This is a genomic window from Desulfovibrio mangrovi (assembly GCF_026230175.1).
GTDB lineage: Bacteria > Desulfobacterota > Desulfovibrionia > Desulfovibrionales > Desulfovibrionaceae > Halodesulfovibrio > Halodesulfovibrio mangrovi.
The window spans coordinates 2,164,116-2,184,888 of sequence record NZ_CP104208.1; the positions used below are offsets into that span (position 1 = coordinate 2,164,116).

Here is a 20,773-nt window from a genome sequence, read left to right on the forward strand (position 1 = left end):
AATCGTTTATGAAAGGAAGGGGAAGCGTTCCATGCAGGAAAACTTCTATAAAGAGGTTCTCGATTCAATGGCTGACGGTGTCTACTTCGTAGATAAGGACCGCCGTATCACCTATTGGAACAAGGGAGCCGAACGCATAAGCGGTTACAGATCGGATGAGGTGGTCGGAAAAAGCTGTGCCGAAAACCTGCTGCTGCACATTGATGACATGGGAATCCAGCTTTGCCGCACGGGCTGCCCCTTGAACGGGGCCACCAGAAGAGGACAGAGCTGTGAGATGTCTGTATACATGCATCATAAACACGGGCACCGGATCCTCGTTTCCGTCCGTGCCTATCCCATGTGCGACAGGAACGGTTCCATCATCGGCGCGGTAGAGGTATTCTCGCCGCAAACCAGAGGCGATGACGTGCTCAAGGAACTGGAAGAACTGCGCAAGGAAGTTCTGAGAGACCCCCTTACCGGCATAGGCAACCGCCGCTATGCAGACATCACGCTCAAAACCTTTGAGGCCATTCAACGAGCCGACAAGGTGCGCTATTGCGTACTCATGGTGGACATTGATCACTTCAAAGAGGTGAATGACACCTGGGGCCATCATATCGGGGATGAAATTCTGAAGATGGTGGCTCAATCGCTGGCGGGGGGATTACGAATATTTGACGTAGCCTGCCGCTGGGGCGGTGAAGAGTTCATTGTCTTACTGCCGAACGAGACGAACGCAACCTTGTTCAGCGTAGCCGAACGGCTCAGAAAACTCATTGAAACAAGCTGGCTGGATCACGAAGGAAGTCATCTTCGGGTTACCGCGTCTTTTGGCGGAGCCATGGCAAAAGAGGACGAGCCGGCCGAATCCGTTGTCGCCAGAGCGGACTGCCTACTGTACCGCAGCAAGCAGTCTGGCAGAAACTGTGTGCACATCGAAACTGAGGACTACGGCGACTCGGCAGAGGACTGAGCCGCAATCACGATAACCACCCTTCGGTTGAGCTCCCTGTTCCCGGGAATGGGGGCGCCGTGTGCGTCCAGATTGGGCACGAGCGGTCGAACATGGGCATAGCCCCGCACTTCCACGCGGGAAGCGTCCACGCCGCCCTCAATGAGATACCGCGCCACTGAAGCCGCACGTCCTGCGGAAAGCTCCCAGTTGGAAGGAAACCGCTCGGAAAGAATGGGCAGATCGTCGGTATGCCCCTCCACGGTTACGCGAAAACGCGTCTGGCTCACTTCTTCTGCCACCCGCGTCAGGAACGGAAATGAAGCCTCGGTCAGGTCCGCACTGGCAAGGGCAAAGAAAACAGGGCCATGCAGCCGCACGGCCACAGAGTCTGCCCTGCGCTCCACCTGCACGGCCGAACCGGCATCACGCAGCCGTTCCTCCAGTCCCCCCATGAGCATATCAAGCGAGGGCCCGCCCGAAGAAGCATCCTGCACCGCGCCTCCGGCCTTGGCAGCGGATGATTCCGTTGCATTTGGCGCCACATCATCCTGCACCTTGGATGCAACGTCCGCCGCCGGAACACCTTCCGGAGCGGTTTGAGGTTGCTCAACCACGACAGGCGTCTCCGGCGGTCGGGGCACGGCCTGCCGCATTTCCTGCTGCATTTCAGGCTTATCCAGCGTTTCCGGTTCAACACGCCGCTCTGTCAGGGCCGCCTTTTCCGGCCGCGTCCTGTCCAGCGGGGTTTTCTTCATGGCAAGGCCAAGCGATTCCGCAACCTGCTCATAGCGGTCGATATCCACGGCGGAAATGGACACCATGAGAATGAAGAAGCACATAAGCAGGGTCATCATGTCCGCAAAGGACACGGCCCATTCTTCCCCTTCCTCATGGCGCTTGCGCAGCCGTTTCAGATGACTTGCCATACGCCCTCCGCTAATTGGCCCGCGCCTTGATGGAAGCCCAGCGACGCGGCGGCAGGTAGGCGCGCAGCTTGTCCAGCACGATGCCGGCCGGTGCACGGTCGTTGATGTAGAGGATGCCGTCGCGGATGACGGTCATAAGCAGAATGCGCTCCTCAATACGCTTTTCGACCTTGATGGCGATAGGCAGGAACAGCATGTTGGCAAAGAGCACGCCATAGAGCGTCGTGGTCAGGGCGGTGGCCATGGCGGGCCCGAGTTCCCGGATATCGCCCCCCATGGACTGCATCATGCCGATAAGGCCGATGAGCGTGCCGATGATGCCGAAGGCAGGAGCCAGCCGGGCCATGGTACGAAATATGCCCGCAGAAGACATCTCCTGCTCGTAATGCTGCTCAATCCGGGTATCCAGAATCTGGTTGATCTCTTCACGGCTGTAACCGTCCACCAGCATCTGCACCGCATGTTTCAGAAAAAAATTATCCATGCCCGGAAGCGAGGCTTCCAGCGACACGGCACCACGGGCCGAAGCCTGCTTGGCAAGGCGCACCAGCTCGTCGATGTACATGCCGATGGGCAGTTCCTCGCGGCTGAGCGCGAGCAGAAAGGCACTGAAGGTGCGCCCCACTTCCTTGACGGGATAGCAGATGAAGGTCGCTGCCGCAGTCCCACCGAAAACGATGGCAAGGCCCGCAGGGTTGAGGAACACCCATACATTGGAAGTGGAAAAGAAGGTTGCCACGGCAAGAATGATCAAACCGACCACAAAACCGAGCACGGTGGCTATGTTCATTTGGCGGCTCCCTTTATCTCACGGATAAGCGTAATAGCCTCGGCCTCCACGTCTGCCAGTTCCATATCGTCCACCACGCGGTCGGCAGACTCTTCCTTGACCATGGCGGCGATCTTTCCTGACATGCCGCCCAGCAACTTGGTGCGGGTCTCTTCCTGTGCTCCGGCATACAGGATAAGCACCTTGTGGAAGCCTATCTTCTGGAACACGTCACGCAGGGTGTTGTTGTCCACGAACACCAGATCATCCACGCTCTCAAGCTCGTCAATGTTCAGCCGCTTGCGCTTGACGCGCTGGAAGAAGTCTTCCCCTTTCACCTGCGCCCATTCACGCATGGCATCCTTGGGGAAGAAGAACATGTTCTCAGGAATCTCGTGCTGGGCCAGCTTCTTGTACAACAGCTCGGGGGTGCTCTTCACCATCTCGGCGAAGCCCTGCATGTCCACAAATTCCAGTTCACGGGTGTACGGAGGAAACTTTTCAGGCAGTTCCTGACTCAGGTTGCGGGCCACGGTCATGAAAGCGCCGGGATCCTTCAGGCTGAGCTGCTTGTCCTGCACATATTCGGAAGAGACATTCATGTTACCGAGCAGGTCCTTGCGGTATGTCGCGCCCTTGATTTCGGAAATGACAATCACGCCCAGGCGCTGCAACCGCTCCAGCACCTCGTCAATCTCCAGCTGTGTCACCAGCAGCACGTTGCGTACGTTGCGGCAGAAGTCCACATAACTGAAAGGCACCGGCGCGTTGGAGGATTCCGCCCCCTTGGCCGGAGCCGAAACCGGACGCGAGGCCTTATGGGTCAGTTCCAGAATCTGGCAGATGGAAAGAAAGGTATTGGGCGCGGGCTGCTCATGAACAGCTTTTTCCAGAACGGAAATACGGTCCATGAGGTAGCGTACGATGCGCTGCATGGGACCAGGACATTTGAGAAGCAGCGTTTTGAGCGTGGTCTGGTCTATGATCAGCAGTTCCACAAAGTCATCTGCCACGGCGTTGGCATGAAATGGCTCACCGGTAATGACGGCAGATTCACCGAAAATCTGCCCCGGCAGCATCTTTCCCACGACAACCTTGCGGTTGTTCACGACGCGGTAGATGGTGACCGTTCCCTTCTTGACCATATATGCCACGGGATTGAGCTGGCCCTCCCGGAATATCATCTGGCCCTTGTTGAAAGACTTGGTCTTCTCTTGCGTACTATCCCCCATAGGGTCTCCCTGACGTTGGTGTAGCATGTAACAGACAAAAACGAGCGGTTCGGCTGCTGGGTTACGGCGGATTCGGGCGTACTATACGCCTCGCGCACTACAGCGAGCATCACGCTTGAGACTACAGCAAATCAATACCCCGCGCAACGCCGCAAAGACATGTAGTTGCTGGAAAACATACTTTCTTCGTGACACACATTTATCTTTCGTGTAACTGAGTGCTACATTTTATTAATTCGTATCTGTTTTTAGCTGATTATTTTTAAAGGAGTTACCATGAAACGAGTCTTCCCGCGTTCCGTCCTGTCCTGTCTTGCCGCTGTCGTCATGCTGTGGGCGACTGCCGCCAACGCTCATTTCGGCATGATCATTCCCGGCAACAACGCCATCACTCCCGAGGCCAAATCCACCGAACTGCAGGTTTCCTTCTCGCATCCCTTTGAAATCATCGGCATGGACATGGAAAAGCCCAAGGCATTCTTTGTCTCCGCCGCCGGCAAGAAAACCGACCTGCTGCCCACGCTGACCGAAAACAAGGTCATGGACCACAAAGCATGGAAGACCTCATACTCCTTTGCCCGCCCCGGCGTATATCTCTTCGGGCTTGAGCCGGCACCCTACTGGGAACCGGAAGAAGATTGCTTCATCATCCATTACACCAAGACCATCATAGCCGCCTTCGGCGATGAAACCGGCTGGGACGAACCGCTGGGTCTGAAGACGGAAATCGTGCCCTTTACCCGCCCCTTCGGCAACTACGCGGGCAACAGCTTCACCGGCCAGGTGCTCAGAGACGGCAAGCCCCTGCCCTTTGCCGACGTGGAAGTGGAATACTACAACAAGGACAAGAAATTTGCGGCCCCCAGCGAGTATCACGTAACGCAGGTCGTCAAGGCCGACGCCAACGGCGTGTTCACCTTTGCCTGCCCGCTCGCCGGCTGGTGGGGATTTGCCGCTCTCAGCACCGCAGACTTCCAGATCAAGGCACCCGACGGAGCCATGAAGGATGTGGAAATCGGCGCAGTTCTCTGGATCAAGCTGGACGGCTGGACCAAGAAGTAACCGAACTCACCCCTGCCCGCCCCTGCAAGTCCCCCGCCCAAAGCGGGGGACTTTTTTGTCGCCCCGCAGCAAAACACTTACAAAATCCTCAGCCTCTCAAATATGCATTCATTATACTTTGACTAATCCCTGAAATCCTCTTGAAATGGATTGCCCTTATGCTAGACTTCAGCATCAGAACTCTAACCGGGAGCCTGCCATGCGCTTTCTCATAGTCGAAGATGATTTCACCAGCCGCAAGTTCATGCAGTCCATCCTTTCCCCATACGGGGAATGCGACATAGCCGTTAACGGCAGGGAAGCTGTCGAAGCTTTCATGGCCTCTCTGGAAGGGCCGGAATACGATCTTATCTGTCTGGACATCATGATGCCCGAAATGGACGGACAAGAGGCTTTGCGCCACATACGGGAAATCGAAAAGAGCAAGGGCATCCGCTCCGCGGACGAAGTGAAGGTGGTCATGACCACGGCGCTTGATGACCCCAAGAATGTCGTGGAAGCCTACTACAAGGGAGGAGCAACCTCATACGTGCCCAAACCCATAGACAGGCATCTGTTCATCCAACTCCTGAAGAACCTTGGCATCCTTTCCTGAGGAGCCAGACAATCCACGGAGGCTGCTACTGACTCAGCCAGATCCGCCCGCCGGTGTCTGATGCCCGGAACACTCCGGCAAGCTTGACTCGCCGGGCAATATGCGTACACAGTTTTCTCATGCAGCATCACACTACACTAGAATCCCGTCGCGTCCCGGGCATGCAGCTTCTGCGAATTCTCCTGCAGGCTGCTCTTCTGCTCATTCTTGCCACCACCTTGGCATGCGCCCAGATTCCTGCATCCGAGCAGTACGCGGGGGACCAGGTAACGCATGCCGAGTCGTTTGCCAGACTCGATCTGCCTCCGGCTGAACGGGGATTATTCTACGGCCTGCTGTCAGGTTCGCTTATAGGCTCCCTGCTGTACGACGAACCGTTCTCAGGTGTCGGTGTGGCAGACATGCTGGTCCTCATGGTGGTGGTGCTGGCCATTCTTCGTTTCGCCAGAAACAGGATCACCCTGCAGCCGCCGAATCAGGGGGACACGCGCGCCCCCGCAGACCTTGATGCCTTCCGGCGGCAACGCAATGCCGACAATACCTTTGCGCAGCAGGACGAGGAAGACTCTCCCCCCCGCCGCAAAGCCCCTCCCGTAGATATCCCTGATGATGAACCCAACCCGCATCTCTATGACCGGGCTGCGCAAATGTGGGGACACCTGCAGGGAGAAGAATCTCAGAAGCCCCAGCGCAAGCGTTCAGAAGGCTTCACCGACAACCAGCCCGCGAAACGCGGAGACGACCTGCTGACCGCCCGAGACGCATATCAAACCGGGGATCAGCCTGATATTCCGGCCTCCTTTGACAAGGAAGATTTTCTTAAGGGCGCTAAAATGGTCTTTGCACGCCTGCAGCACAGCTGGGATGCGCGAGACATGAACGACATAGCCCAGTTCACGACGCCGGAGGTACACGACGAGATCAAGCGGCAGGCGGCCCAGAGCCCCGAACCTTCCCGCTCGGAACTCCTGCTCGTGAATGCCCGCATTCTTGAAGTAAAGGAAGACGAGCACGGCCTGCTTGCCACCGTCTTCTTCGACGTGCTCATGCGAGAGGACAAGGATGGCGCTCAGACCGAGCAGGTGCGCGAAATCTGGCATTTCCTCAAGAGCGCCGAGTACGGGGGCATGTGGCGTCTGGACGGCATTGAACAGGTATCTGCATAACCTGTCGCCCTCTTTTTTCCACTTTGGGCTTTGCATTTCAAAAACAGTCATTACTATAGGGTGATGGAAGAAGGACGCATCCGGCGACACGGCCGGCAACGTCATGGCGCTTACCGGTAAGCCTGCGACAGACAGGCCGAAGACAGACGGAGGTATCCATGTCCGCCCCCAAGGCGACCAGTCTCTCCCACTCCCGCCCCACTTCCGGAACGCCGCCCCAGACGGCCGGAGCTGACAATGCGCCACGCGCAACACAGCAGCCCACCGCAGCCACGGATGAATGCCTGCCTGCACTTACCGCTGAAAGTGCCGACTTTCTGGAACGCATAGGCAGCACGTTCAAAACCGGTGCACTGTTCCGCCTGGTGATCTCGGAAAAGGGCGAAAGAACCTTCACCTTCCTCACTGACGGCTTCGAATCCCTGTTCGGGGTTCCTGCCGCTTCGGTTCTTGCCGATCCCAGCGCCGCTTATCGCCTTTTTCATCCTGAAGACGTGGCAGGACATATGTGGCGCGAGCTGCAAAGCGTGGAACATGATGAGCCTCTTGCTTCAGAGGTGCGTATGCAGTCCCTTGTCAGCGGCCTGCGCTGGGTACAGTTCCGCGCCCAACCCGGGCATGACACAGCCGGCAACAGATGCCTTGACGGCATTCTCTTTGACGTCACCCTGCACAAGCAGGTGGAAGACCAGTTGCGTGAAATGGCAACAACCGACAGCCTTACCGGGCTGGCCAACCGGCGTCATTTCATGCAGTCGGCAGAACACGAACTGCACAGGGCCAACCGTTACCATCGCCCCATAAGCATGCTGATGGTAGATGCGGACCATTTCAAAAAGGTGAATGACACCTACGGACACGACGTGGGGGACATTGTCCTTACGGCACTGGCAAGAGACCTGCGCCAGAGTGCCCGCAGGCAGGATATCGTTGCCAGACTCGGGGGCGAGGAATTTGCCTTGCTCCTGCCCGAAACCCCGCATGACAAGGCCATGGAAATGGCCGAAAGACTGCGCGAGAGAATAGCGGACAATCAGATCAGCACCGGTACGGAAAACCTGAGCATTACCGTCAGCATCGGGGTTGCCACCTACACGGGCGACGGAGACAGCATATCCCGCCTGATCAAACGGGCCGACGACGGCCTCTATGAAGCCAAGCAGTCAGGCCGCAACAAGGTCTGCTCCGTTTCCTGAATCATTTTTGCCAAACAACAAGGCCGCCCATGGGCGGCCTTGTCAATTGCTATACCTCGGAACACCTCTGCAAAGACTATCCTACTTCCTTGCGGCGCAGCACTATGCCGCGCTCCAGGGCAAGAGCCCGCAACTCTGCGGCGGAGTGCAGGTCAAGTTTCTGCATGAGATTTGAGCGATGCTTTTCCACCGTTTTCACGCTCACCACAAGCATTTCAGCAATCTCCCTGTTCTTGTAGCCCTCTGATATCAACTGGAAGATTTCCTGTTCGCGCGATGTCAGCTGCATCCAGTCAGAATTCCCCTGCGCCCCGCCACCGCTGAGATAGCCCCTGACGACATCTCCGGCGATTCCGGGAGAAAGATAGGATTTGCCTTCCAGCACGCTGTGTATGGCCAGCGAAAATTCCTCGTTCGAAGCGTCCTTGAGCATATAGCCGTCAGCTCCGGCCGCCAGCGCCGAATACACGTATTCGTTCGCCCCATGCACTGTCAGCACAAGCACCTTTACTTCAGGATGGTGCTTCTTGATCAGCTTGGTCGCCTTCAGCCCATCCAGTCTGGGCATGGACAGGTCCATCAAAACCATATCCGGGCGATACCGGTCACACATCTCCACAGCGACCTGACCATCGCTGGCTTCGCCCACTACAGCCACATTAGGCAGCGAGTGCAGCAAAGATTTAAGCCCCTCCCGGAGCAGCGCATGGTCTTCAGCGATAACTATTGAATATTGTTTACTCATAAGTAGCCATCACTCCAATGGTTCACCCCATCAATATCTCACCCCCCCAACAATCCCGCCTCCGGAGAATAGGGTACAGGCACAAACCCTACCATAAAAATACAGCGAGTCTCAATCCAAAAATACAGTCTTCACCCAATTTACGATTGTAAGCACATTATGTTTTATTCTCATCTAAGCTGGGGAGCCTCCCCCGCTGGTCAGGGTGCAACTAGAAACATATGGAGGAGGGAAACAACATGAGAGAAACCGTAACACGTATCACGCAAAACATGGTTCTCGGTGCCCGTCAATCCAAGTGGGTTGCAGAGCAAATCGGCAAACCCTATCCGACCATGATGCGCGAACTGAATCCTTACGATCAGTCGGCAAAACTGGGCGCTGATACTCTTCTGGAAATCATGCGCGTAACCAGGGACATCAGCGCTCTCGAATTCATGGCCAAAGAACTCGGCTATCAACTCGCCCCCGTGGAAAGCCGCAAAGCTTCGGGGCTAGGTGAAGAGTAGTCCTTCTTCCCCGCTCTTCACAGTGCTGCGCATAAGCCGCCCCGGGCCGTTACCCGAGGGCGGCTTGGAGCCCCCGCGTCCTTCAGCGGCTATCAACACTTCAACGGGAGCTGCGCATGAAGACGATCCTCATCACCGAAGACAAGCTGGAAGTCAGGGAACTGATCAAGGTCACCCTGCGTATCGGCGACTACAAGCTTCTGGAAGCCTCAAACGGCATGCAGGCCGTTGAGATGGCGCGAGAGCACACCCCCGACCTTATCCTCATGGATATCATGATGCCGGGCACCATTGATGGTCTTGAGGCTACCCGGCTCATCAAATCCGACCCTCAAACCCGGCGCTGCAAAATCATCATGCTGACTGCCAAAGGGCAACAGCAGGATGTAATTGCCGGAAAAGAGGCAGGAGCAGATGCTTACTTCATCAAGCCCTTCAGTCCTCTTGAACTCATCCAGCAGGTTGAGCTCCAGCTCCAGCAGGAGGCATCATGGGATACGGAGACATTGACAGCGCCGTAAGCCGCTCCCAGTTCCTCAAGTACGCTGAAGATCTTGCGGCTATCTACGGACTGGAACGGCAGCGTAGAGCAGAGTTGAAGAAGGCCTATCAGGGGCTCTCAGACCTTGTCCACGCAATGGGGGACGGCGCGTTCATAGCCAATACCGAACGGAAGATCATGGAGATCAACCAGTCGGCCTGCTCCCTGCTGGGTAAGACTCGCGCAGAAACCATCAGCCAGCATGTCAGCGAGCTGTTACGGCAGCCCACCACGGAGCGGGACTACAGCGTTCCTCCCGTTCCGCAACCGGTACTGCGGGGAGAAGTGCAGACCATCACCGGAGCCTCGGGCAAGATAATCCGCCTCATTCCCACCATGATGGAGAACGGCTGGCTGCTCTGCCTGCTGCGCGACGTGACGGAAGAGACGCGCATCATGAACCTCAAACAGGACTTTCTGGGACTGCTTTCACATGAACTGCGCACTCCGCTTACCGGCATTCTGGGATTCACCGAACTGCTCATGACCCGGAAGGAAACCATAACCGGTGATGATGCAGAGGCCATCCTGAACATTCATGAGTCCGGCATGCGCATGTTCAAGATCGTGGATGAACTGCTCCGGTTCGCCATGCTGCAAAACGAACGGCATGAAATGCAGCAGGAACCCATGCAGCTTTCGCTGCTCATTCACAGCATCTTCGAACAAATGGCAAGACAGGCGCAGGAAAAGGGAGTTTCACTGTATCTTGATCACGACCTCTACTCCCCCATAATTCTCCGGGGCAATTCCGCCATGCTTCGGGAACTGTTCAAGAATGTCATTCACAATGCCATCATCTTCGGCAAGCAGGACGGCAACGTTGTTGTCCGTATACTTTCGACCTCACCGACGGAGGTCGTCATAGAGGTTGAAGACGACGGCATAGGCATTCCGCAAAACATGCTTCACAAAGTTTTCGACAGTTTCTTCCAGGTGGAAGACACCATGAGCCGCAAGCATCAGGGGCTTGGCCTGGGACTCTCCATTGCCCAACTCATTGCCCGCATACATGGAGGCACCATATCTCTTAATAGCGAGCTGGATCACGGAACAACATGCACCATTACTCTCTCGCTCTCACATTGCACCCCGCAGTCTTCCTCCAAGGAGGTGAACGCATGACTCCTGCAACCATGATAACCAGAAAGGGAACGCACCTGACAGGCGACTGCCTCCCGCCGCAACACCTGACAACAAGGGTAGACAGCCTCGTGAAACTGCACAGGCTGGAACGCCAACATGCAAACGACCTGCACTCGGGGGCCCTGATGCAGCAGCGTTTTCTCACGCCGCCGTCAGAAGTCTGCCGGACGCTGCAATCGTATGGCTATAACATGGCAGTACACAACCAAAGCCCGCACAAGGTGGCCGGCAACTTCATCTGCGCCCGCCCGCTGAATGATGGTAACGCAGCCCTGCTTCTGGGAGCGACTGCGGGAAACGGCCTGTCTGCCGCCATGCTTTCCATCCGGGTGGCAACATTAGTACAGAGCCTTGCAATAACCCAACCCGGCAGTTTTCTGGAATTCCTGCACAGGGATTTGAGCGAGCTGTTGCACTCAGGTACCTTTGTCACGGCAAGCTTTGCCATTCTCTCAGGCAACCAGGTGAGAATCGCCAACGCAGGGCAACCTCTGCCTCTTCTGCTGCGCAACGGCGCAACCACAGAGATAATGGTCTCCGGCATCCCGCTGGGGCTGCCGCTGGGGGCAGGACAATACCGGGATGTTACTCTTGAGCTGCAGGCCGGAGACAGAATCATTTTCTATACCGACGGAATAACCACCTCCCGCGACGCTTTTGACGGACGCCTGACCCAGCGCACCTTGCGCAACTGGCTGGAGCAGTATCCGACCATCTGCACGGCAGACCTGCTTGCAGAAACCGTAGGGGAAATCAGCCGGTTCACGGCCGGAGCACAGCAGCACAACGACATGTCCCTCATCATCATGGAATATCTCGGGTAAAGCGCAAAGGCCATCGGGCGCCTTGCTGTCCGGCATGGCTACTTGATAATTCCGGGGAAATGGCTCAGTGTCGCCGCACAAAATACGGAACCGCGCCATGCCCCAGAACAGATACACTCCCCCTGCCGCGAACGGCCACACCCTTGACCTTCAGGACACTCAGGACACGTCCATGCAGCAACCGGTCCTGCCGGACGGCATACGCAGCGCCGTTGTTCCTGATGCCTTGCACGGCCAAAGGCTGGACGCGGCTCTGGCTCTCTTCCTGCCCGATTCAGGCATACGCCAGCGCAGAAGACTGTTCGACACCCACACGATTCTGGTCAACGGGGCCCCGAAATCCAAGGGCTACTGCGTCAGCAGAGGCGACAGCATCCTGCTGGTTCCTCTGACGGAGAGCACTGCCGACCGCGCCACGTCCGACGGAAATGCCGTGCCCCCCACCGGCTCTGATGAAGACTACAGGCGACATGCACTGCAAGTCCGCATCGTGCAGCGGCAGGACAGTTTTGCGGCCATCTTCAAACCCGGCGGCATGCACACCGCACATATTGCGGGCGGACCGGAAAATTCGCTGGAAACCATGCTTCCCGAACTTTTTCCGGGCAACGAAAGCACCGCAACGCCTATACTGGTCAACCGGCTGGACCGCCTGACCTCCGGCATGGTCATAGTGGCATTCGGACAGGACAATGCGAACACTTTCAAACAGCTGGAAGACGGCGGGGAAGTGGAAAAACTCTACCTTGCTGTTGTTCACGGCGAACTCACGACCCCGCTGAACGTCCAAGCCGCATTGGATATGGCAAAACGCAAAACGACACGCGTGCTGGCAACGCCTGCAGAGGATCCTTTACGCCACACCGCCGTGCTCCCACTCGGGCGTGTCAGCGTGGACAATGTGGATACCACATGCACACTGGTCCTCGCCTCCATCCGCAAAGGCGCGCGTCACCAGATCCGTGCCCACCTCGCCCATGCGGGGTACCCCATCGTAGGGGACCCTCTCTACGGCCACGCGGAGCAGTCATACGGAACAGCACATCCGCTGTATCTGCACCATTACCACATTGAATTTGGTGCGTTCAGCGCCACATGTCCTCCTCCTTCCGAATGGAGACAATGGGAGTCATGGCGCAATCAAGGCCTGCTTCTCCCGCAAAACACCAGTTCTTAGCCCGCACTCCGAATACGGAAAACATAATTGCCGCATACATCTTTCGAACTGTGCGACTTCGCACAGCTTAATGGATAGCCTTTTCTTCGTAATACCGCATGATTCCACATCTGCGCCCTCTGCGAAAGCATTGCAACTTGACCAGCAGCCCCCCGTCCAAAATAAAGCTTCAGATAATTTTATATTGATATTTTGTAGTGATTGTAAGAAAAGACCTTCTTTCATTGTATGAAATAATGTTCGTATACTGTTTACATTCTTACTAAGGGGGCGAAATGCACTCACTTCTCAAATACGCAGCAGCACTGCTGTCCATTATGGCACTGTGCTCTTGCGCAACGGTAAAAAAACCTGAAAAGATTGAAACCACTGCTCCCAAGCAGGTTGTCAGCCCCGCCGTAGCGGCTGAACAAAAGGAACAGTACAAGGGACTTAAAAGAAAAGTGGCCATTGCCCGCTTCTCCAACGAGACCAAGTACGGCCAGAGCTTTTTCCTGGATGACAACAATGATCGCATCGGCAAGCAGGCCGTGGACATTCTGTCCAACAAGCTGATGGAAACGGAAAAGTTCGTTCTGCTGGAGCGTGCCGACCTCGACAAGATTCAGAAGGAACTCGGCATCGGCGATGCAGCTCCCCTGAAGAATATGGCCGACTACCTCATTGTGGGTTCCATCACCGAATTCGGCCGCAAGGAAACCGGCGACGTGGGCCTCTTCAGCCGCACCAAGAAGCAGGTAGCCTACGCCAAAGTGCATATCCGCCTCATTGACGTTTATACCGGCGAGGTCATCTACTCCGAAGCGGGCGAAGGCGAGGCCTTCTCCGAAGCCGGCAGCATCATGGGGTTCGGTGCCCGCACCGGCTATGATTCCGCCATCAACGACAAAGCCATTGATGCCGCCATCACCGACCTTGCCTCGAATCTCATTGAAAACCTCATGAACAAGCCGTGGCGCAGTTACATCCTCAGTCACGAAGAAGGCATGTACATCATGGGCGGCGGCGCTTCGCAGGGCATCAAGGTTGGTGACCAGTTTGACGTGATTGCCGAAGGCAAGAAGGTCAAGAACCCGCAGACCAACACCATGATCACCCTGCCCGGCAAGAAGGTGGCCGCCATCAAGGTGCTGCAGACCTCCGGCTCCACCCCGGCAGATGAAATTTCGTTCTGCCAGCTTACCTCCGGCGACCTGAGCGCGTGGAACGCCAGCAAGGACTATTCCCCTCTCTTCATTCAGGCCACTGCGAGGTAAGCCATGAAACGTATTCTTTCCCTGCTCCTTGTCAGCCTCTTTCTTCTCGTTGCCGGTTGTGGCGCTCATGAAGGTGTTGTGCGCTCCCCTGAGGAGGCATGGATCAGCTTCGCCGGCGACACCCGCGGCGCCATACTCTCGCTTGACGGCGCAGAAGGCATCGAACTTCGTCCCGCAACCTATGCCAAGGATTCGTCCAGCAAGCGAAAGTGGTATCAGGTTGCCCCCGGCAAGCATTCCGTACGCATCATCCGCAACGGCAACGTTGTCGTAGACCGCGTCATTCTTGTGGATAAGGGCCAGACCAAGGAGATCTACATCCCATGAGAAAGATGATCATCCTGTTCTGCCTTGCCTCTCTCGCCCTTATGACTGGCTGCGGCGGCGGCAAGCAAAAGTATGATTGGTGCAACTATTCCGATACCTACTACGGTATCGCCAAGAATGACTGCGAAGCAACCCAGATCAAACACAAGGCTGAACTGGAGCGCATCATGGATGTGGCTGCCAAGAAGAACCTTGAAGTGCCCCCCGGCATTTACGCCGAATACGGATTCCTGCTCTTCAAGTCCGGCAAGGCTGCCGACTCCATGCAGTGGTATGCCAAGGAAAAGGCTCTCTATCCTGAATCTGCTGTGTTTGTTGAAATGCTGAGCCGTGCGGCGCAACGCCAGATAGACAAGGAAAAGCAGGCAGACGCCCAGCCGCAAGCTGAGCAGAACAGCCAGCCTGCAGCCGGAGTACAACCTGCACCGGAAAACGCCCCCGCTCAGGGACAGGCACAAAGCTAGCGGAGAAGAAAGAACATGCGCAAACTCATTCCGTTTCTCCTGCTTTTCTGCTTTGCCATGACAGGTTGCGCCAAGATGGTAACCAAGCAGGAATGTTTCCCCGGCATGTACGCAGAGCAGCCCAAAAGCATTCTGGTACTGCCGCCCATGAACGAAACCACGGCAACAGACGCCAAGGCCTATTACACCACCACCATCGCGGAACCGCTCTCGTTTAACGGATTCTACGTATTCCCTGTTCCCGTGGTAGCTGAAATCATGCAGCACGAGGGCATCTATGATACCGAACTGCTGTATGGTTCTCCCGTAAGTATGTTCAAGGAGAAGTTCGGCGCAGACTGCGTGCTCTTCACCAAAATCAAGAAATGGGATCTTGTGTATTACGTCGTCGGCGGAAATCTCACCGTCGGCTTTGAAAGTGAACTGCAGTCCACCACGACCAATGAAACTCTCTGGAAATACAGCGGTCAGGTCGTGGTCGACCTTGGCGGCGGCTCTGGCAATGTTTTCGTAGACATTGTTGCTACCGCCATCAAAGCCGTTGCCACGGACTACGTACCGTACGCCCGAATGGCCAACTACCAGACCTTCGGCACCATGCCGGTAGGACCGCACAACGCCCGCTACATGCAGGACGGTCAGGACCAGCTCTTTGACCAGCGGACTCCCGCCAAGGACACTGCTCCGGTCTCGGACGGCGCTGCAGCCCAATAACCCCGCATAACAAAGCCCCCGTCGCAAGACGGGGGCTTCTTCATTACAATACCCGACCAGCAGGACCGGACAGGCTATTTATCCCGATTCGAGGCAGACTCATCTGCCTGCCGGGAATCCTGAGACTCGGTGATCTCCGGAATGCCTGCCTTGTCAGCAAGCCAGCGAACCTGTCTGCACACGCCCATAAGCAGCGAAAACTCATGCCTCCGCAAGGCCATCTTTTGCAGGAAGCGCCGCACAGGCAACATGAAATAGTCAGGATTGTCCTTGCGCAGAAAGTCGATGCGCATGAGCGTATCACGCAGGGTTCGAATCACGGTCTCCTGCTCCTCATGGGTGCACAGGGGTGACTGAGCGCCGCTGGTGCCGGGAACAAGCGGTGTGCGCACGCCAGACTTGAAGCACTCGTACAGCACGATAAGCACAGCCTGCGCCAGATTGAGCGAGCTTGCCTGCGGGTTCACGGGAATGGTCAGGAGCTGGTTGCAGATTTCCGTCTCCTCGTTGGTCAGCCCCTTATCCTCAGGGCCGAACAGCACGGCTACCTTGGCACCTTCCGCGATCTGCCCGGTAATGAGCGGAGCCGCCTTTTCAGGCGACAGAATCTCACTGCGCCAGCCACCCGTGCGGGCTGTCGTGCCATACACGTGATGGTAGCCGGCAAGAGCCGTGGCGAGATCATCTTCCACGCGGATGGAGCGCACAAGCTCCGCTCCCTTGATGGTGGCAAGGGACAAAATCCTGTCCTCGTCCCAACGTTCGGGTTGCACCACCACCAGCTCACTCACGCCCATGTTCACGCAGGCGCGGGCGGCCATGCCAATATTCTCGGGAAAACGCGGCTTCACCAAAACCACGGCAAGATTGTCCAGCATTGCTTCCATCCGTTGCTAAGAAATAAAAAGGCGGGCCATGTGCTCACGGCCCGCCCGAAATCGTTTCACCTGTCAGATCGGCCTGTCGGCCCCCTTTCATTCTTCCATCTGCGCCATGCAGTCAAGTCGCGACTGTGGTCGTTCTACCGGAATCCCTATGCCCAGATATGCGAAGCACCGAGCATCACAAGGCAGACACCGATGCCGAACTTGATGCCAAGACCGAGGAACTTGCCGAAAAACGCCCCTTTGGCGGCGTGTCTGGCTACGTCAAAGGAACGCCCCTGCCCTATTTCCAGCAGCAGACACCCTGCATAAGCACCGGCCAACGCGCCCACGAGCGCGCCCAGCCCCAGAAAGAACGGAGCACCGAGAATGGCTCCGGCAATGGCGCCGATAATGCCGCCCACATTCCCCTTGTTGCTGCCGCCATAGCGCTTGGCTCCCAGCACCTGCACGCCGAATTCAAGTACCTCTCCCAGCAGAGCCAGCCCTCCGGCAATGAGGAAGAAGGTGGTATCCATGCCTTCGGCTTCGGGATGGATGAAGCGCCACAGACCGAGCAGGCCCAGCACCAGCCAGTTTCCCGGCAGCGAGAAGATGTGCAGCCCAAGCGACAGGGCCATGAACAGAATGAAAAGCGAACCTATGAATAATTCCACAATATGTCCTAAGCCTCGCGGTTATCCACCACGCGCTGCGCCTTGCCTTCCGCCTTGGGCAGGCTGTTGTGCTGCACAAGGTCAACGCGGGGCGTGATGAGCAGTTCGTCGCGCAGGCGGCCGACGATACGCTTCTGCAGGTCACGCAGCACGCGCATGTCTTCCACGAAATGTTCTTCGCGGATTTCCACCTTCACACGGATCTGATCGATGAAGTTCTCGCGCTCCAGCACGATGAGATAGTTCTCGCCCACTTCGGGGAAGCCCATGAGCACCTGCTCGATCTGCATGGGGTAGAGGTTCACACCCTTGATGATGAGCATGTCGTCCGCACGGCCCAGAATGCGGTCTATGCGGCGATGCGTACGACCGCAGGCGCACTCACCCGGAATGATGCGGGTCAGGTCCTTGGTGCGATAGCGCAGAATGGGCATACCCTGACGGCACAGGGTAGTCATGACCAGTTCGCCCACCTCGCCGTCCGGCAGGGGCTCGAAGGTCTCGGGATGCACGATCTCAGCAATGTAGGCATCTTCCCATACATGCATGCCGCACTGGTGAACGCACTCGAAGGCAACGCCGGGGCCGTTCATCTCGGAAAGGCCGTAAGAGTTGTAGGCCTTCACGTCCATCAACTCCTCGATGCGCCTGCGGGTTTCCTCGGTGTGCGGCTCCGCGCCGATAAGTGCTACGCGCAGTGCAAGGCGTGCAGGGTCTTCACCGCTGTCGCGCATGGCCGCGCCGAAATACAGCGCGTAGGAAGGAATGATGTGCGCCACGGTGGTATTGAAATCGCGCATGAACTTGAGCTGGCGCGCCGTGTTACCGGGCCCAGCCGGAATGGTCAGGCAGCCCAGACGCTCGGCGCCGTAGTGCAGACCGAGACCGCCCGTGAACAGACCGTAGCCGGTAATGTTCTGGAACACGTCTTCGCGGCGCACGCCCACCATATGCATGCTGCGGGCCATAAGGTCAGCCCATGAATTGATGTCGTTCTGCGTGTAATGGATAACGGTGGGGGAACCCGTGGTACCGCTTGAGGCATGCATACGCACCATCTCGCTCTGCGGCAGGGTGTTCAGTCCGTCGGGATACTGCGAGCGGAGGTCGTCCTTGGTCGTAAAGGGAATACGCCGCACGTCATCCAGCGTCTTGAAGGAATCCGGCGTAAGTCCCGCCTCTTTCAGACGCTTGCCGTAAAACGGGGAACGCATGGCCTGCGACACAGTATTACGCAAGCGCACCAACTGCACCTGTTCCAATTCTTCCCGACTCAACAGCTCCGCTCTATCAAAAACTTCCATGTCACCCTCTTGTTCTGGAACGTATCACTCCCGATCAATCCGCCACCGCAGCGCTCCGGTTCCGTCCTGCAACGCATCACGCGCGGCACAGGAGCGTAGCCTCAGCTTTCCGCCCATCGTAAACAACAGGGGAAAAGCCTGTTCCTGACGGTGCACACATCACGCGAATCAGGCGCACACCCATGAAACACGGCTACTTGGAGCGAGGGGCGATTGTATCCGCACGCACAAAAATGTCAAATTCGGATTACGGGAGTTCCGTGCCTGAAGTGAGGGCATATCCCTTGAGGAGTCCGAAGCATCCGGCCAGCATCATGTCCCCGCCGGGAGCGATGAACTGGCCCTGTCCACGCAGAATCTCGCGACGCGGTCCGAGAATGTACGCAGGGCGGAATCCTTCCGCCTCATCGGGCAGGGGCAGGTTCATGCAGCCGTGGCCGCCCGTGCTGCGCACCATTTCGTCGGTAAGCCAGCCACGACGGAACTCCACAAGGTCGTCGATGAGCTTTTCCTGCGGCAGCATGCCCGTGTGATGCTCGTACACGCCCAGCACACGTTCCTTGTAGACAAGGAAGGCCACCAGATGACTGTTGCCCACGTTAACCACCAGCACGCCTTCCCTGTGGCTGCGGGCGGCGATCTCCGGCATGAACAGCGCGCCGAGCAACGCAGCGGCAGCGGAATCCGCCACGGGGCCGAAACCGGTGGCACGCTGGATGGCGGCAAGGCGGGTCATGGGAGCGGGGGCCGTTGCATACAGCAGCGCGGCAAGATCGCCGTCATGCTCGGTCAGCAGATCGCGCCAGAGCTGGAAACGCCCCACGCGATTGCCGAAGCCGTCCGGTTCGGGATGGAAACCGTGGTCCTGCGCGGCCGCGATGACCAGATCAGGATAGGCAAGCCCGGCCATGCCGAGAAAGGCCCGCCACCATGCCGGATCATAGTCTGCCAGCGCCACGGGCGCATAACCTGCGGGGCAGCGTTCCTCTATGTCTATGCCCCAACTGCGCACCTTGTCCGCATTATCGTGCAGGGCAAAGGCCGCATCGGGATGCACGGCCACTTTCAGACCGGCTTCCATGTGCCGCTTCAGGGCACCGAAAAAACCGCCGCCCATATTGCTGCCGTGCAGATACACGGAAACGCCGTCACGGGTGTGCGCTTCCACCTGCTGCGCCACCATGCGGGCAGGGGCGGGCAACACGAACTTGGGGCAGTTTTCAAGTTCCCTGCCGGGAATGTAGTAGAGAACGTCCTGCGTTCCGCTGCCAATATCGAGCAACAGCATGGTACGGGGCATGGTCTTTCCTTATATGATATGAAGTGGTGTCTGATTGAAATGAATATACGGCCAAAGGTTCCGGACGCCATGTTCCGCGCCCTGCCGTATACCGGATGTGTAACGCGAACCCCCGTGATTTGGAAGGCCTTTACCCCGCCGGTGGCCGGGCAGTTTTATCCGGCGACAGAAATTTTCATTATTTCAAAAAAAGCGCTTGCCAAGGTCGGGCTGTTTTGCATATATATCGCCTCCGCGCTGACGAGGAAAAAGTCAGCGACAAATGGTAACTCGCCGGGGTGGTGGAATTGGTAGACACGCTATCTTGAGGGGGTAGTGGGAGAAATCCCGTAAGGGTTCGAGTCCCTTCTTCGGCACCATTGAGAACAAAGGCTTCAGTCGCAAGACTGGAGCCTTTTTCAGTTGTGCGCCCTCCCCAGCCCTGCCGCATCAACACAAAACCGCCCGCTCCCTTGTGGGAACAGGCGGTACATCGTCATCCAATAGCGGACGGCCTGCTAATGGGCGGCCTCATACAGCTTATTGATCATCTCCGTTGAATCCGGCGGAGAGCCCTTTGGGCCACGCCTGACATACTGCACGAACAACACGTTCTCCTTGTAGGGACGCAGCAGGCCCACCATGCTTTCAGACTGCTCCGCAGAAGCGGACACGGCGGGGCACTCAAAGGCCAGCAGGTACATCTTTTCCGCGTCCACGTGCTGCCCGCGGAGCTTGGCCCCTTCGCAGCTCGTCTGCAGTTCCTCGCCGAAATGCCTTGCCACGCTAAGATACTGTGAGGCCTGTGCCTTCTTGAACACAAGAAAGGTGTACATCTCCGACCACGCCTCATCCGTTTCGCCTTCGGGAATATACTGAACGATCTTCACCCCTTCCGTCTCATTGGCGTAGGCAGGCACAAAGCCTTCCGGCAGACCGGCACGGGCAGAGGTGGCGGACAACAAGGCCGACGCCCAGATCAACGTGAAACAGAGATAACAGAGAATTCGACGCATCGATTGCATGGCATACCCCGCTCGCAGCATGGTTGCCCGACAGCC

The 20,773-nt window shown here is 57.1% G+C and carries 23 protein-coding genes and 1 tRNA gene; 15 read left to right on the forward strand and 9 right to left on the reverse strand.

The genetic code is table 11. The features are described 5' to 3' along the window. Positions 1 to 31 precede the first annotated feature (31 nt). Positions 32 to 958, forward strand: coding sequence for a GGDEF domain-containing protein (locus N1030_RS09970; protein WP_265825332.1), 927 nt, complete (start codon positions 32 to 34; stop codon positions 956 to 958). Here the strand turns inward: N1030_RS09970 and N1030_RS09975 are convergent. From N1030_RS09975 to N1030_RS09985, 3 genes are read right to left on the reverse strand one after another with little or no spacing between them, the layout of a single operon-like run. Beyond that, positions 934 to 1,866 (reverse strand): flagellar motor protein MotB, encoded by a 933-nt coding sequence (locus N1030_RS09975; RefSeq protein WP_265825333.1) that lies wholly within the window; start codon positions 1,864 to 1,866, stop codon positions 934 to 936. The genes N1030_RS09970 and N1030_RS09975 overlap by 25 nt on opposite strands. Positions 1,867 to 1,876: 10 nt before the next feature. Then, entirely contained in the window at positions 1,877 to 2,656 is a 780-nt protein-coding gene (locus tag N1030_RS09980) for a motility protein A (protein ID WP_265825334.1), read from the reverse strand. Next, complete coding sequence (locus tag N1030_RS09985; protein WP_265825335.1) at positions 2,653 to 3,867, reverse strand: cyclic nucleotide-binding domain-containing protein; 1,215 nt, start codon at positions 3,865 to 3,867, stop codon at positions 2,653 to 2,655. Before N1030_RS09985 ends, N1030_RS09980 begins: the two co-directional genes overlap by 4 nt. Positions 3,868 to 4,143: 276 nt before the next feature. On the opposite strand from N1030_RS09985, the gene N1030_RS09990 reads away from it, so the two are divergent. The 4 genes from N1030_RS09990 to N1030_RS10005 all read left to right on the forward strand — a co-directional run bounded on the left by N1030_RS09990 (position 4,144) and on the right by N1030_RS10005 (position 7,886). After that, positions 4,144 to 4,929, forward strand: coding sequence for a DUF4198 domain-containing protein (locus tag N1030_RS09990; RefSeq protein WP_265825336.1), 786 nt, complete (start codon positions 4,144 to 4,146; stop codon positions 4,927 to 4,929). A gap of 199 nt (positions 4,930 to 5,128) precedes the next feature. Beyond that, positions 5,129 to 5,524, forward strand: coding sequence for a response regulator (locus tag N1030_RS09995; protein ID WP_265825337.1), 396 nt, complete (start codon positions 5,129 to 5,131; stop codon positions 5,522 to 5,524). A gap of 161 nt (positions 5,525 to 5,685) precedes the next feature. Further along, positions 5,686 to 6,690, forward strand: coding sequence for a Tim44 domain-containing protein (locus N1030_RS10000; protein WP_265825338.1), 1,005 nt, complete (start codon positions 5,686 to 5,688; stop codon positions 6,688 to 6,690). A gap of 158 nt (positions 6,691 to 6,848) precedes the next feature. Then, entirely contained in the window at positions 6,849 to 7,886 is a 1,038-nt protein-coding gene (locus N1030_RS10005) for a GGDEF domain-containing protein (RefSeq protein ID WP_265825339.1), read from the forward strand. A gap of 76 nt (positions 7,887 to 7,962) precedes the next feature. On the opposite strand, the gene N1030_RS10010 is transcribed toward N1030_RS10005, so the two are convergent. Beyond that, the gene (locus tag N1030_RS10010; RefSeq protein ID WP_265825340.1) at positions 7,963 to 8,631 is read right to left on the reverse strand and encodes a response regulator; all 669 of its coding nucleotides are present in this window, start codon (positions 8,629 to 8,631) and stop codon (positions 7,963 to 7,965) included. A 239-nt stretch (positions 8,632 to 8,870) separates the two neighbouring features. Between N1030_RS10010 and N1030_RS10015 the strand changes: the two genes are divergently transcribed. From N1030_RS10015 to N1030_RS10055, 9 genes are all read left to right on the forward strand, one after another. Next, on the forward strand, positions 8,871 to 9,140 hold the full coding sequence (locus N1030_RS10015; protein ID WP_265825341.1) for a phage regulatory CII family protein: 270 nt from the start codon (positions 8,871 to 8,873) through the stop codon (positions 9,138 to 9,140). A 116-nt stretch (positions 9,141 to 9,256) separates the two neighbouring features. Next, complete coding sequence (locus N1030_RS10020) at positions 9,257 to 9,661, forward strand: response regulator transcription factor (protein ID WP_265825342.1); 405 nt, start codon at positions 9,257 to 9,259, stop codon at positions 9,659 to 9,661. Then, the gene (locus N1030_RS10025) at positions 9,631 to 10,806 is read left to right on the forward strand and encodes a sensor histidine kinase (RefSeq protein ID WP_265825343.1); all 1,176 of its coding nucleotides are present in this window, start codon (positions 9,631 to 9,633) and stop codon (positions 10,804 to 10,806) included. Before N1030_RS10020 ends, N1030_RS10025 begins: the two co-directional genes overlap by 31 nt. After that, a complete protein-coding gene (locus N1030_RS10030) occupies positions 10,803 to 11,651 on the forward strand; it encodes a PP2C family protein-serine/threonine phosphatase (RefSeq protein WP_265825344.1) in 849 nt (282 codons plus the stop codon). Before N1030_RS10025 ends, N1030_RS10030 begins: the two co-directional genes overlap by 4 nt. Positions 11,652 to 11,748: 97 nt before the next feature. Further along, positions 11,749 to 12,828 carry a pseudouridine synthase family protein gene (locus N1030_RS10035; RefSeq protein ID WP_265825345.1) on the forward strand — a complete coding sequence of 360 codons (1,080 nt, stop codon included), beginning with the start codon at positions 11,749 to 11,751 and terminating at the stop codon, positions 12,826 to 12,828. Between the two features lie 275 nt (positions 12,829 to 13,103). Next, positions 13,104 to 14,084, forward strand: a complete 981-nt coding sequence (locus N1030_RS10040; RefSeq protein WP_265825346.1) for a CsgG/HfaB family protein — start codon at positions 13,104 to 13,106, stop codon at positions 14,082 to 14,084. 3 nt (positions 14,085 to 14,087) lie between these two features. Then, on the forward strand, positions 14,088 to 14,411 hold the full coding sequence (locus N1030_RS10045; protein WP_265825347.1) for a hypothetical protein: 324 nt from the start codon (positions 14,088 to 14,090) through the stop codon (positions 14,409 to 14,411). Then, entirely contained in the window at positions 14,408 to 14,875 is a 468-nt protein-coding gene (locus N1030_RS10050; RefSeq protein WP_265825348.1) for a DUF4810 domain-containing protein, read from the forward strand. The genes N1030_RS10045 and N1030_RS10050 overlap by 4 nt, the downstream gene beginning before the upstream one ends. Before the next feature lie 15 nt (positions 14,876 to 14,890). After that, a complete protein-coding gene (locus N1030_RS10055) occupies positions 14,891 to 15,589 on the forward strand; it encodes a GNA1162 family protein (protein WP_265825349.1) in 699 nt (232 codons plus the stop codon). A 74-nt stretch (positions 15,590 to 15,663) separates the two neighbouring features. On the opposite strand, the gene N1030_RS10060 is transcribed toward N1030_RS10055, so the two are convergent. The 4 genes from N1030_RS10060 to N1030_RS10075 form a co-directional block, all read right to left on the reverse strand. Beyond that, positions 15,664 to 16,467 carry an RNA methyltransferase gene (locus N1030_RS10060; protein WP_265825350.1) on the reverse strand — a complete coding sequence of 268 codons (804 nt, stop codon included), beginning with the start codon at positions 16,465 to 16,467 and terminating at the stop codon, positions 15,664 to 15,666. A 155-nt stretch (positions 16,468 to 16,622) separates the two neighbouring features. Further along, the gene (locus tag N1030_RS10065) at positions 16,623 to 17,129 is read right to left on the reverse strand and encodes a DUF456 domain-containing protein (protein ID WP_265825351.1); all 507 of its coding nucleotides are present in this window, start codon (positions 17,127 to 17,129) and stop codon (positions 16,623 to 16,625) included. An 8-nt stretch (positions 17,130 to 17,137) separates the two neighbouring features. After that, positions 17,138 to 18,433 carry a phenylacetate--CoA ligase family protein gene (locus N1030_RS10070; protein ID WP_265825352.1) on the reverse strand — a complete coding sequence of 432 codons (1,296 nt, stop codon included), beginning with the start codon at positions 18,431 to 18,433 and terminating at the stop codon, positions 17,138 to 17,140. Positions 18,434 to 18,680: 247 nt separating this feature from the next. Continuing rightward, complete coding sequence (locus N1030_RS10075) at positions 18,681 to 19,733, reverse strand: DUF1786 family protein (protein WP_265825353.1); 1,053 nt, start codon at positions 19,731 to 19,733, stop codon at positions 18,681 to 18,683. 272 nt (positions 19,734 to 20,005) lie between these two features. On the opposite strand from N1030_RS10075, the gene N1030_RS10080 reads away from it, so the two are divergent. Continuing rightward, positions 20,006 to 20,092 (forward strand) — tRNA-Leu (locus N1030_RS10080). A 138-nt stretch (positions 20,093 to 20,230) separates the two neighbouring features. Here N1030_RS10080 and N1030_RS10085 read toward each other — a convergent pair. Next, positions 20,231 to 20,737: a hypothetical protein gene (locus N1030_RS10085; RefSeq protein ID WP_265825354.1), complete on the reverse strand. Its 507-nt coding sequence runs from the start codon at positions 20,735 to 20,737 to the stop codon at positions 20,231 to 20,233. Positions 20,738 to 20,773 lie beyond the last annotated feature (36 nt).